This window comes from Erythrobacter sp., from assembly GCF_035194505.1.
GTDB lineage: Bacteria > Pseudomonadota > Alphaproteobacteria > Sphingomonadales > Sphingomonadaceae > Erythrobacter.
On the sequence record NZ_CP136573.1, the window covers coordinates 2,709,782 to 2,723,021 of the forward strand.

General features: G+C 67.2%; 9 protein-coding genes. 4 read left to right on the forward strand and 5 right to left on the reverse strand.

Annotated features, from left to right (window positions below):
* Positions 1-212 precede the first annotated feature (212 nt).
* Positions 213-1,553, reverse strand: a complete 1,341-nt coding sequence (locus RSE14_RS13265; RefSeq protein ID WP_324074394.1) for a sigma-54-dependent transcriptional regulator — start codon at positions 1,551-1,553, stop codon at positions 213-215.
* Complete coding sequence (locus tag RSE14_RS13270; RefSeq protein WP_324074396.1) at positions 1,550-3,214, reverse strand: sensor histidine kinase; 1,665 nt, start codon at positions 3,212-3,214, stop codon at positions 1,550-1,552. The genes RSE14_RS13265 and RSE14_RS13270 overlap by 4 nt, the downstream gene beginning before the upstream one ends.
* 214 nt (positions 3,215-3,428) lie before the next feature.
* Here RSE14_RS13270 and RSE14_RS13275 point away from each other — a divergent pair, with 214 nt between their 5' ends.
* The 4 genes from RSE14_RS13275 (at position 3,429) to RSE14_RS13290 (ending at position 10,031) form a co-directional block, all read left to right on the forward strand.
* Complete coding sequence (locus tag RSE14_RS13275; protein ID WP_324074398.1) at positions 3,429-4,817, forward strand: dicarboxylate/amino acid:cation symporter; 1,389 nt, start codon at positions 3,429-3,431, stop codon at positions 4,815-4,817.
* Positions 4,814-5,785, forward strand: a complete 972-nt coding sequence (locus tag RSE14_RS13280) for an alpha/beta hydrolase (RefSeq protein ID WP_324074400.1) — start codon at positions 4,814-4,816, stop codon at positions 5,783-5,785. Before RSE14_RS13275 ends, RSE14_RS13280 begins: the two co-directional genes overlap by 4 nt.
* A gap of 2 nt (positions 5,786-5,787) precedes the next feature.
* Complete coding sequence (locus RSE14_RS13285; protein ID WP_324074402.1) at positions 5,788-8,853, forward strand: TonB-dependent receptor domain-containing protein; 3,066 nt, start codon at positions 5,788-5,790, stop codon at positions 8,851-8,853.
* A gap of 62 nt (positions 8,854-8,915) precedes the next feature.
* A complete protein-coding gene (locus tag RSE14_RS13290) occupies positions 8,916-10,031 on the forward strand; it encodes a M14 family metallopeptidase (protein WP_324074405.1) in 1,116 nt (371 codons plus the stop codon).
* Positions 10,032-10,041: 10 nt separating this feature from the next.
* Here the strand turns inward: RSE14_RS13290 and RSE14_RS13295 are convergent, their stop codons facing one another.
* From RSE14_RS13295 to RSE14_RS13305, 3 genes are read right to left on the reverse strand one after another with little or no spacing between them, the layout of a single operon-like run.
* Positions 10,042-10,656, reverse strand: coding sequence for a response regulator (locus RSE14_RS13295; protein ID WP_324074407.1), 615 nt, complete (start codon positions 10,654-10,656; stop codon positions 10,042-10,044).
* Entirely contained in the window at positions 10,644-11,489 is an 846-nt protein-coding gene (locus RSE14_RS13300; protein ID WP_324074410.1) for an ATP-binding protein, read from the reverse strand. Before RSE14_RS13300 ends, RSE14_RS13295 begins: the two co-directional genes overlap by 13 nt.
* Entirely contained in the window at positions 11,489-13,117 is a 1,629-nt protein-coding gene (locus RSE14_RS13305) for a PAS domain S-box protein (protein ID WP_324074412.1), read from the reverse strand. The genes RSE14_RS13300 and RSE14_RS13305 overlap by 1 nt, the downstream gene beginning before the upstream one ends.
* Positions 13,118-13,240 lie beyond the last annotated feature (123 nt).

Consider the following 13,240-nt stretch of genomic DNA (forward strand, 5'->3'; position numbering starts at 1 on the left):
AACGACGAGCGAGCCATGCCCAAGCATAGTGAGCGAGGAGAGACGCCGCGCTGGGCCAAAATCGGCCCGCCCCTTGCGGGGTCGCGTCAGGAAGCCCGCTGGCTTCGTCGCGACGCTTGCCCGGGGGCCGAAGGGCCCGTGGCTAGCGCGCCACTCCTGTCCAGCGGGCTTCCTGACGCGATCAGGGTGGATCGGAGTGGCCGGAAAGTGCTCTAGCGGTAGCGTGACGGCTTGAGGTCGTATTTCGCCAGCTTGTCGTAGATGGTCTTGCGCGGGGTTTGCATCATTGCCTGCAACCTCGCGACATCGCCGCGGCACTGGCGCAGGGCGTCTTCGAGAACGGTGCGTTCGAAATCGGCGACGATCTGCTGCAAGGGGCGCTGCCCGGCGAGCGGGGCAGGCGGCGTGACGATCTCTGTCAGGCCCAGCACGAAGGCGCGGGCATAGCCGGCCAGCTCGTGGAGATTGCCCGGCCAGTCATGGCTCTGGACATGGCTCCACTGCATCTCGCCGATGGCGGGCACGGCCAACCCAAGTTCGCGGGCGTGGCGGCTGACGAACAGGCGGAAGATCTCTGCCACATCCTCGCGCCGCTGGCTCAATGGCGGAAAGGCGATCTGCACCGCGCCGAGCCGGTGCCACAGGGGATCGCGCAAGGATGGCGCGGCGGCGTCCGGCTCGTCCGCGTCGAGCCGCGCGATGATGATCCGCAGGTTGAGCCGCCGCGCGGCGGCCGCCCCGATGGGGAGCACCTGCCGGCTTTCCACCAGCGATACCAGCCGCGCGGTCAGCACCGCATCGGCGGCGGCAATCTCGTCGATGAACAAGGTGCCGCCATTGGCGCGTTCAATGAGGCCGGTGCGCGACAGGCCCGCGCCTTCGCGCGCGGCGGCGGGATCGCGTCCGAACAGCAGCAGTTCGGCATCCTCGTGGGCGAGCACGCCGGCATCGACTGTCACGAAGGCCCGCCCGCGGCGCGGACTGAGATCGTGGATCAGGCGGGCAGCGTGGCTCTTGCCTGTGCCATGCGCGCCGGTAAGCACCACGTCGATCTCCGAGCGGGCGACCCCCTCGATCACAGAACGCAGCCGCTCTGCCGCTGGCGAATGGCCGGGAATGGCGCTCGCCGAACTGCGCCCCGCCTCCTCGCGCAAGGCGCGGTTTTCGAGCGCCAGAGCGCGCCGTTCGGCTGCCGCGCGCACCGCCCGGAACAGATCGGCCGAAGAATAGGGCTTGGTCAGGAAATCGGCCGCGCCGTCCTTCATCGCCGCCACGGCCATCGCGATGTCGCCATGGCCGGTGGTGAGGATCACCGGCAGATCGGGATCGATCGCGCGCAGGGCCGCGAAGAAAGCGATCCCGTCCATGCCGGGCATCCGCACATCGCTGACGATCACCCCGGGATAGTCCGCGGTCAGCCAGTCGAGCGCCGCGCGGGCATCGGGGAAGGCCGTCACCTCGGCCCCTTCAAGCGTGAGCGCCTGCATCGTGGCGTCGCGCAGCGGCTCCTCGTCCTCGACCAGCACGACCTGAAGGGGCGGAGCGGCGCTCATGCGGCAGGGATCGTCATGATGAAGCGCGCGCCATCCGCGCTCTCGCTATGGGTCAGGTCGCCGCCGAGCTGGCGCATGATGTCCCGCGCGATCGCAAGGCCGAGCCCGATGCCCTCAGCCTTGCCGGTGACGAAGGGCTGGAACAGCGTGTCGCGCAGGGCGGGTGGAACCCCGGGGCCATTGTCAGCGACACCGAGGCGGACGACACCGGCGCCGGGCGATATCTCCAGCACGATCTGGCCGCCCTCGCCGCAGGCCTGCACCGCGTTCTGGAGCAGATTGACCAGCACCTGTTCAAGCTGGACATGGCGCGCGCGCACCATCGCGGCGCTCGCCTCGGGGGCGGGCAGGGTGAGGGCGATGCCCTTCTGGCGGATCTGGTCGCGCAGCAAGAGCAGCGATCCGTCGATCACCTCGCCGAGGCGAATATCGCGCGGTTCTTCCACCTGCCGGCGGCTGAAATGGAGCTGTTCCTCGGTGATCTCGCCGATCCGTCCGGCAAGCCCGGCGATCTTGCCGAAGTTTTCGGCGGCCTCACCCTGGCGGCCCGCGCCGAGCAGGCGTTCGCCGGTCTCCGCATAGACCCGCATCGCGGCGAGCGGCTGGCGGATCTCGTGACCAAGGCCTGCGGTGATCTGGCCGAGGGTCGCGAGCCGGTTGGCCTGCTGCAACTGCTCGCGCAAGGTGGCGGTCTGCGCGGCGACCTCGGCCGCGCTGCGCGCCTGCCGCTGGCGTCGCCACAGCACCGCGCTCAGCCCTGCCAGCCCGAGCGCCACCAGCAGGCCCAGCCCCGCCAGCCGCGCATTGGCGACCGCGACCGAAAGCCGCGCGGAGGGATCGGCCAGCAGGTGCAGCTCCCATCCCGCCGGAGCAATCGGCTGGATTTTCTCGATCAGCCGCACCGTGCGGCTCGCCCCGTCGCCCGCCGGCAGTTCGAAGCGTTCGATCCGGCTCACACCGAAGCGCATCGCATCGCGCGCCGGATCGCGCGCAGCCGTGCCCTCGCTTGCCCGGAACCGCCATTGCGGGTTGCTGGCGAGCAGCACGATCCCGTCGGCATCGGTGACGAACACGCCGTCCTCGGCGTCCTTCCACTTGCGCTCGAGCCCGTCGAACTCGACCTTGACCGCGACCACACCAAGCGGGCGATCTGCCGGGCCGACCCGCTCGGCAAGATAAAGACCCGGGCGGCGGCTGACGGTGCCGAGCGCGAATTCGGTGCGGGTGCCTTCCCGCAAGGCACCCGCGAAATATTCGCGGAAGCCGTAATTCGATCCGATGAAGCTGTCCGGCCGGTCCCAGTTGCTCGCCGCCAGCGTCAGTCCGCGCGCGTCCATCAGATAGATCGCTGCGGCATTGGTCTGATCGGCCAGCGCGGCGAGACGGCGGTTGAGCAGGTTGCGCTGGCCCGTGTCGCCTGAAAGCAGCGCGGCGACTTCGGGATCGACTGCCAGCACGCGCGGGACGAGGGTGAACTTGTTGAGCTCGCTTTCCAGCCCTGCGGCAAGGATGGCCGCCTGCGCTTCGGCCGCAGCGCGGGTTTCGTCGAGCGCCCGGACCCGCATCGCACGCTCGAGCCCGAGCATGGCAAGCCCGGCGATCAGCGCCGCGCCGATCAGCGCCACGCTTGCCAGATACCACCGCCCCAGCCTGTTCTGCATGATCGGCCTCTCGCTCCTCCCGCAAGCAGGCATGTGCGCTTTTCCGCACTGGCTGCAAGAAATTTGTGCGGATTTCCGCACGAATTTGCCCGCGTTCCGGGATAAGCCTCTGAAGAAACGCGCGAAGGCACTCCGGCCCTGCAAGGCTTGCGGTGCTCTCCCCAAGCGCCGATGGTGCGCCCCGAGAGGTTAGAGCCGGGGAAGCCGCCACAACATGGGTATGCACACAGCTGTCACGGCGGCGCCGCAGGGTGCGCGGGCGCGCGTTCCGCTTTATCGCCAGCTCTATGTGCAGGTGCTCTGCGCCATCGCGCTGGGTGCGACGCTCGGCCACTTTGCCCCCGATCTTGGCGTTGCCTTGAAGCCGTTGGGGGATGGCTTCATCAAGCTGGTGAAGATGATCATCGCGCCGGTGATCTTCGTGACCGTCGTCACCGGAATTGCCGGAATGCGTGACTTGAAGGCGGTGGGCAGCGTTGCAGGCAAGGCCTTTGCCTACTTCCTCACCTTCTCCACGCTCGCGCTCGTCATCGGCCTTGCCGTGGGCAATATCGTGCGCCCGGGCGAGGGGCTGAATATCGATCCCGCCACACTCGATACCGGTGCCATCGCCGACTACGCCGACAAGGCCGAAGCGACCACGATCACCGGTTTCCTGCTCGGCATCATCCCCGACACGCTGTTCAGCGCGGTCACCGACGGGCAGATTTTGCAGGTGCTGCTGGTGGCAATCCTCGCCGGGGTAGCGATTGCCGCGACCCGTCCGGCCAGCGACCTTGTGACCGACGTGCTCGCCTCCTTCGGCGAGGTGGTGTTCAAGCTGGTGGGCATGCTGATGAAGCTCGCCCCCATCGGCGCTTTCGGGGCGATGGCCTTCACCATCGGCGAGTTCGGGATCGGCAGCCTTGCCAATCTCGCTGCACTGATCGGCACCTTCTACCTCACCTCGCTCTTGTTCGTGCTGGTGGTGCTGGGGCTGGTCGGTTGGTTCAACGGCTTCTCGATCTTCGCGCTGATCCGCTATCTGCGCGAAGAACTGCTGCTGGTGCTGGGAACCTCCTCTTCCGAGGCCGCCCTGCCGAGCCTGATGGAGAAGATGGAGATCGCCGGGTGCCGCAAGGCGGTTGTCGGTCTGGTGGTGCCGACCGGCTATTCCTTCAACCTCGACGGCACCAATATCTACATGACGCTCGCCGCGCTGTTCATCGCGCAGGCCGTGGGCGTGGAGCTCAGCCTTGCCGAACAGCTGACGCTGGTGCTGGTCGCGATGATCAGTTCCAAGGGCGCTGCCGGGGTCACCGGATCGGGCTTCGTGATCCTTGCCGCGACGCTCTCGGTGGTGCCGAGCGTGCCGGTGGCGGGCATGGCGCTGATCCTCGGCATCGACCGCTTCATGAGCGAATGCCGCGCGCTCACCAATTTCATCGGCAATGCGGTGGCGACGATCGTCGTGGCGAAGTGGGAAGGCGCACTTGACCGCGACCGGCTGACGGCAGCGCTGGCCGGCGCGCCGCTCGAACTGCCGGCGCAGGATATCGAGCGGCACGAACGCAGCGGGCCGGTGAGCGAGAAGATCGCCGAGGTGCTGGAGCACACGCCATGATTGCGCAGCGCGGTCTCATTGTGCGGGTTCTGGCCTGCTTGCTGCTGACGGGCTTTGTCCCGGCGGCGGCTTTCGCCGATACGGCGGGGGCTGCTCAGGCCCACGAGGAGATCAGGCTGTGGCCCGGCACCCCGCCGGGCGCTGGCCGGGTCGAAGGCCCGGAGGTGATCGGCACCGAAGGCGCAGGCCTCGGCGCGGTCTCGAAAGTCTCGGTCCCGCGCATGCGTGTCTACCGTCCGGCCAAGTCCAATGGTGCAGCCGTGCTGGTGGCGGGCGGGGGCGGGTATTTCCGCATCCAGCTGAAGAAGGAAAGCACGCCTGCCGCAGGGTGGCTCCAGTCGCGCGGCTTTACCGTGTTCGAACTGATCTACCGCCTGCCCAATGACGGCTGGGATGCGGCGGCACCCTTCATGGACGCACAGCGCGCGATGAAGATCATCCGCGCCCGCGCGGGCGAGTTCGCGGTCGATCCGGGGCGCATCGGCATCATGGGTTTTTCGGCAGGCGGGCATCTGGCGGGCTTCACCGCCTATCAGCCTGCCCGCGCGCTCTATGCCGGGGCCGACCGGTTCGAAGCGGTCTCGGCGCGGCCCGATTTTGCTGTGCTGCTGTTCCCCGTGGTGACGCTGCGCAAGCCCTATGACACCACCCGCACCCGGCGCGAGATCGTGGGCGAGAAGGCCAGCGCGGCGGCCGAGACGGCATGGTCGCTCGATACCTATGCCGCCAAGGATTCGCCGCCGACCATCATCTTTGCCGCAGCCGATGATCCGACCACGCCGCCGGGCCACGGGTTGCTCTTGTTCGAGAAACTGGTGGCGGCAGGTGCCAGTGCCGAGTTACACCTGTTCCGCGACGGCGGACACGGTTGGGGTTTGGGCAACCCCGATCAGGTGATCAGCCAATGGCCCGCTTTGTTCGAAAAGTGGGCACAAACACTAAAGATTGTTGAAAAACAGGGAGAATGACAATGTCGACGAAGCTTCTGGGCAAGCTGGCCCTGATGTGCGGGGCGAGCCTGATCGCCGCCACCGCCGCCCATGCGCAAGACCCGGCGGCGAGCGCTCCGGTGGATGTGACCACCGCCGATGGCCAAACCTCCGAGCGCGAGATCATCGTCACCGGCACCCAGATCCAGGGTGCCAAGATCAATGACGTGCTCCCGGTGACGGTGGTCGACGAGGTCGATATCCAGAACATCGCCGCCTCCTCGGGTGACGAACTGTTCCGCGCGATCCCGCAGGCCGGCGCCGTCGCCTTCAACGAACAGAACGACGTCACCTCGAACAACGCGCGCGGCGACGTCGCCTCGATCAACCTGCGCGATCTCGGCACCGGCAACACCCTGCTGCTGATCAACGGCCGCCGCATGGTGCTGAACCCCGGCTTCCAGACCGAGTTGCTGGTGCCGGTGGTCAGCCCAGACACTAACGAAATCGCCCCGGGCAGCGTGCGGCGCCTCGAAGTGCTGCGTGACGGCGCCTCGGCGATCTATGGCGCCGATGCGGTCGCGGGCGTGGTCAACACCGTGCTGCGCGGCAACCGCAAGGGCGGCTTCATCGAAGGCGAATGGCGCGCATCGGACGGCACCAGCCTCTACAGCACCCAGATCAACGGCGGCTACGGCTTCGATTTCGCCGACGGCCGCGCCAACCTCACCATCTATGGCGGCTATTTCTACGAAAACGGCCTGCCCGCTTCGGAGCGCGCCTATTCGCGTGATGACGACAAGCGTCCGCTGCTGGTCGGCACTCCGTTCGAGAACGACACCCAGTTCAACAACCGCAACACCTTCGGACCCTTCGGGCAGTTCGACATCCAGATCACCAACAACAACCTCACCCCGATCCGCGACGATGACTTCTACATCCAGCCCTCGACTTTCACGGGCTGCCGCTTTGATCTGGGCAATGGCCTGTGCGCGCGCAACGGTGACAACCCGGCGGCCGAAGTGCGCTACAACCGCGCATTCGGCACCACGCTGATCAGCGAGAAAAAGCGCTACAACGCCGCGCTGCTGTTCAACTACGAATTCAGCGACAATATCGAAGGCTATTTCGAAGGCACCTTCTACCGCTCGGAAAGCAGCCGCAACATCACCCCGGCGGCGATCCTCAGCGCCGTGCCGGTCGGGATTTCGCGCAACGCCTACTGGAACCCGTTTGGTCCGGTGACCTTCCCGGGCGGCGCTGCCAACCCCAACCGCCGGCCGGGCACCACCATTCCCACCGGCGGCGCAGACCTCATTATGGAGCGCTACCGCTTCGTCGATTCGGGCAATCGCACGGTTGACGTGGACAAGGATTCCTACCGCCTCGTCGCCGGCCTCAAGGGCAATTTCGGGGCATGGGATTTCGACACCGGCTTTGTCTATTCCGAAGCCAAGTCGACCGACCTTGAAGGCAACCGCGTCTCGCTGACCCTGCTCCAGCAGGCGATCAACCGCTCGACGCCGGACGCTTACAACCCCTTCAACGGCGGCTGCATCGACAACGTGGGCAATGGCGATTGCACCCCCAACCCGCAGAGCTCGATCGATCCCTTCCTGATCGACGTGTTCCGCAAGGGCAAGACCACCCTCGCGCTCGCTGACTTCAAGGTCAGCAACAACGCGCTGTTCGGCCTGCCGGGCGGCGATGTCGGCATCGCGGCGGGGGTCGAGTGGCGGCGCGAAACCTTCATCGATGATCGCGATCCGCGCATCGACGGCACGATCACCTGGCGCGACAGCGTCACCGGCGTGTTCGACGGCAGCGATGTGGTCGGCACCAGCGCCTCGCCCGATACCAGCGGTTCGCGCGAGGTCTATTCGGCCTTCGTCGAAACCTTCGTCCCGCTGGTGAGCGAGGACATGGATATCCCGCTGATCACCGCGCTCAACCTCCAGCTCGCCGGGCGCATGGAGCACTTCAAGGATATCGGCGAGACCGCCATCGTCCCGCGTGCTGCTGCTTCGTGGACCGTGGTTCCCGGCCTTATGGTGCGCGGTGCATGGTCGCAGGGCTTCCGCGCGCCGAACCTCGTGCAGGTCAATGACGAGGGCACCACGCGCTCGAACACCCGTGACGATTTCGTGCGCTGTCAGGCGCAGGTCGAACGCGGCCAGCTGGCCAACCTCGGCCTGTGTCCGGGCGAGGGTGTGATCAGCTTCCGTTCGGGCACCGATCAGCTCCAGCCCGAGGACAGCGAGAGCATCAACCTTGGCATCGTGCTCGAACCCAAGTTCATCCCGGGCCTGACGCTGACCGCCGACTACTGGCGCGTCAAGCAGACCGGGCTGGTCGGCACCTTCGGCGATGACAACGCGATCGCGCTCGATCTGCTGCTGCGCCTCAACGGCAGCTTCAACCCCGCCGTGATCCGCAGCGCGCCGACGGCGGAGCAGATCGCGCTCTACACCGGCACGCGCCTGCAGCCGGCTGGCGACATCATTCGCGTGGAAGATCCCTATCTCAACCTCGACAGCCGCGTGTCGAAGGGCTGGGACTTCGGGCTGGCCTACAATGTCCCCGATTTCGGTGCGGGCGATTTCCGCCTGCGCTTCAACGCGGCACGGCTCGACAGCTTCGTCCAGTCGGCAGGGGCTGACGGGCAGGAGCTGCTCGATGCGGTCGCCAGCGGCCAGCTGCCGCCCGAAGTCCGGATCGAAGGTCTGGGCCAGCTGCTCGAAATCGAAGGCCGTCCCAAGTGGCGCTTCAGCGGCGCGGTCAACTGGGGCAGCGGTCCGGTCGATGTGGCGCTGTTCGCCAGCTACGTCGGCAAGGTGTGGAACACCAGCGTGACCCGCGACGTGCCGATCGTCTCCACCGATCCCAATGCGAACTTCTTCCGCATTGACGACATGCTGACGATCAACACCTCGGTCAGCTACACGGTCGATAACGACACCGCGCTTGATGGCCTGCGCCTGCGGTTCGGGATCAACAACCTGTTCAACGAGGATCCGCCGCTGGCAGACGACACCTACGGCTTCCTGAGCCAGCTGCATTCGCCGCGTGGGCGGGTGTTCCGCGTCGAAGTGCGCAAGCCCTTCTGATGATGAAGCGCCAGCAGCGGTTTGCCCTGCTGCTGGGGCTAGGATGGGCAACGGGGGCGTGCGTGCAGACGCCGCCTCCGGAGCCTGCCCCGTCGCCGGTTGTCGCAGGTTCGGCGTGCCGGACGGCGACGGCGAGCCTCCATTTCGATTTCGACGGAGCCTCGGCTTCGGCCTGTTCGGTGACGGGCGAGCGTGACTTCACGCTGCTGGTCACGCCCGAGCATTTCCCGCCGATCAACCCCAGCCCTTGGTATGCCTTCCGCTATCAGGCTGAGGGCGATGCGCCGGTCACTGTGACGCTGCGCTATCTTGGCGGTTTTCACCGTTACGCGCCCAATTGGCGCAGCGGGGAGGAGACCCGCGATCTGGCGGCCGCAGTCAGCGATAATGGCGCAAAGGCCGTGATCGCCCTGCCGCCCGGGAGCGGTGTCGTCTCGGCGCAGGAAGTGATCGCGCCCGGCGATGCGGCCGCCGATCTCGCCCGCTGGAGCCGGCTGAGCGGTGCGCCGGTGTTCACCATCGGCTTTTCGCATGATGCACGGGCGATCGGGGCTATCCGTTTGGGGCGCGAGGATGCGCCGCGGCTGATCGTGCTGCTCGGCCGCCAGCATCCACCCGAGGTGACCGGTGCCATCGCGATGCGCGCCTTTGTCGATGCGCTTGCGGCCCGCGCGGACACGCTCGGCGATGTGCAGGTGCTGGTGGTGCCGATGCTCAATCCCGATGGCACGGCGCACGGCCATTGGCGGGCCAATCGCGGCGCGGTCGATTTGAACCGCGACTGGGGCCTATTCACCCAGCCCGAAACCCGCGCCGTCAAGGCGTGGCTTGATGCCCTGCCTTCAGGCGTGCGCCCGGCGCTGATGGTGGATTTCCACTCGACGGGGCGCAACCTGTTCTACGTGCAGGGCAAGGGCGAGGCGAGCGTAGACCAACAGCGCTTCCTTGCCGCATGGCTCGAAGGGCGCGAAACGGCGCTGGCGGGCTATCCCTTCACCATCGAGCCGCGCAACGCCAATCCCGGCAGCGGCACGGCCAAGAACTGGTTTCACCAGACCTATGCGATCCCTTCCTACACCTACGAGGTGGGCGATGATGCGGACCGCCCCGCCACTGTCGCCGCAGCCCGGGCGCTGGCAGGCAGCCTGATCCCGGCGCTGGACGCTGCCAAGGACTAGCCGCGCGCCCTCAACAAAGCGCCCGCTCGCGCGCGATCATCGCGGCGTGGGTGCGGTTTCTGGCATCGAGCTTGCGGCAGATGGTCGTGACGTGGAGCTTGATGGTCGGCTCGCGCAGGTTGAGCTCGCGCGCGATTCCCTTGTTCGCATGGCCCGCACACAGGCCCGCCAGCACTTCGAGTTCGCGCCGCGAGAGGCCCGCCGGAGCGCCGCTTTCGGGTTGGCGCGAGGGGCGGTGCAGATCGAGCGGCATATAGACCTCGCCCGCCGCCATGAAGCGGATGGCATTGACCAGCGAGCGCGCCGGCAGGGTCTTGGGCAGATAGCCTGCCGCGCCAGCTGCCAGCACGCGGTCGGCCACGCCCGCAGGGGCAAGGCCTGACATCAGCGCCACCGGACGCCCGCCGCTCGCGGCCATGGCGCGGTCGAGTCCGGCAAAACCGTCCATGCCCGGCATCCCGTAATCGAGCACCACCAGATCGAAGGGCGCAGGTGCCGCGGCAATCGCGGCGAGCGCCTGCGGCAGGTCGGCCACGGTCTCGACCACGAAGCCGCCTTCGGCTTCGAGATAGGAGCGCAGCACATCGCGCAGCAGCTCGTGGTCGTCGGCAATCAGGATGCGCATAGGGGTGTGCTCCCTGCCCGGGCCGCTTCGATCGCGGCGGCGGCGGCAACGGCCAGCTGGGTGGTTCCGGTGGGCTTGCCGATGACGCCGTCGAACAGCCCGATCTGGTTCTGGTGCAATTGGTGGACGCGGGGCAGGGCGGTGAGCAGCAGGATCGGCAGATCATCGCGCACCTTGCGCAAGGCCCGCGCCAGCTGCGCGCCGTTCATCCCCGGCATATCGTAATCGGTGATCACCAGATCCCACGATGCGGCATCGTCACTGAGCGCGGTGATCGCGTCATGCGGATCGATGCAGGGACCGACTTCGGCGCCCACTTCCTCCAGCATCGCCACCAGCGTATCGGCCACGGTGGGATTGTCGTCCACCACCAGCACGGTCTTGCCGGCCAGCACGTTGCCGGCTGCCAGCATCGTGCCGGGCGCGCCTTGCGTATCGGCATCGGCTGGCTGGAGCGGCCACCAGACCTCGAAGATCGTGCCGCAATCGGGCCAGCTCTGGATCGCCAGTGCGCCGTCATTGCTGGCGATCACCCCTGCCACCACAGCAAGGCCAAGCCCTGTGCCGGCCTCGCCCTTGTGGGTGAAGAAGGGTTCGAACACGCGCTTCAGATCATCGGGCGCGATGCCGCAGCCGGTGTCGCTGACGCGGATCACGGCGGCAGGCACCTGCGGAAGGGTGCCGACCACGACTTCGCCGCTCGGCCGGTATTCCTGATTGGCGATCACTTCGAGCTTGATGCGCCCCACCTGCCCGGGCGGCAGCGCGTCGCGGGCATTGAGCGTGAGGTTCAGCACCACCTGATTGAGCTCGGTATCATCGGTCAGCGCCATCAGCGGGAAGGGGGCAGCTCCAGTTCGATGCGGTGGAGCGGATCGGTGAGGCTCGGGGCGACCAGATCGCGCACGTCCCACAAGGTGCGGCGCAGATCGACAAGGCGCGGATGCGGCACGCGGCGGCCCAGCGTCAGCAGCTTCTCCACCAGCCCCGCCGCCGTCGAAGCGGCCGACTGGATGCGCAGGGCATGGTGGCGGACCTTTTCGTTCTCGGTGTTGCGCAGCAATTCGGCCGTGCCGGAGATCGCGGCGATGAGATTGTTGAAATCATGCGCGATGCCGCTCGCCAGCTGGCCCACGACTTCCTGCCGCTGCGCCAGCATCAGCTGTTCGCGCAGGCGCGCCTTCTCGCGCTCCGCCACCCGCCGGTCCCCCACATCGCGGGTGACGCACACGATCCCGCCCTCTGGCGAAAGCGAGAGAGCGATTTCCTGTTCGATCGGCGAACCGTCGCGCTTGCGACCCTGGGTCTCGCCGCGCCACTGGCCGGCGGAGAACAGGATCGGCATGGCCTCCTCGCGGATCCGGTCAGCCTCGAGCGGATCGTAGAGTGCGCTCCATTGCCGGCCGATCAGAGGCTCGGGTGCATCATAGCCGAACATGGTGGCGTGGGCACGGTTCATGAAGATGAAGGCGCCATCGGCATCGGTGATGGCGATCCCGTCGTCCGAAGCCTCGATTGCGGCCACCTGTCGGGCGAGTCTTGCCTCGGTGACGACGCGCTCGTCCTCGGCCTGTTTGCGCGCGGTGATGTCGCGGATGATCGCGGCGAAGCCCTCGGGCCCGCCCGCACCATCGCCCTCGGCCGGCCACATGGCGAGCGAGAGTTCGACCGGGATTTCGTGACCGGCCTTGCAGATGGCCGGCACCTCGACCGTCCGGCCCACGAGCTTGATCGGCCCGCGCGTCCGCAACCGCGCCACGCCCGCATGGTGCCCGGCGCGGTGGCGATCGGGGATGATCACGTCGAGCGTCTGGCCGATGGCTTCTTCGGCGCTCCACCCGAACATCGTCTCGGCGGCGCGGTTCCACAGGGTGATGCGGCTGTCGGCATCGGCACAGACGAAGGCATCGGTCGTGGTTTGCGCGATCAGCTGCGAGATGCGCTGGTCGTGCCGGATGCGGCGGCTTTCGAGCAGGGCGACGACCTGGCCGGCCATCAGCGTAAGGATGTCGGCATCGCGGCTGGTGAAGCGCGCGCGGGGGGCCGGATCAATGACGCACAGCGTGCCGATGCGGTGGCCATCGGCCAGCACCAGCGGCGCACCGGCATAGAAGCGGATGTTGGGATCGCCGGTCACCAGCGGGTTTTCGGCAAAGCGCGGGTCGCTGGAGGCGTCGTGCACCACCATCACGTTGTCGCTCACGATGGTGTGGCCGCAGAAGCTGTGGCGGCGGCAGGTCTGCCTTGCCGCAAGGCCATGGCGCGATTTGAACCACTGGCGGTCGGCATCGACCAGACTGACGAGCGCGATCGCGGTGTCGAAGCGGTCGGCTGCCAGCCGCGTGATCACGTCAAGCTCGCTGTCCGGCGCCGTGTCGAGCACGCACAGTGCTTCCAGCGCGGCGAGGCGTGCGGGCTCGTCGGGAAGCACCGGGGGCTGGGAGGGATCGGGCGGGGTCATGGCAGTGGCTGGTCCGGCAATAGTCTGGGTTTGGTTTCAGATTCCCTGTTTCACGCCCGCAATGCGCGCGCAATCCGGCCTTATGGGCATGAAATCCTATCCTTTCGTATACGTCACCCCCTG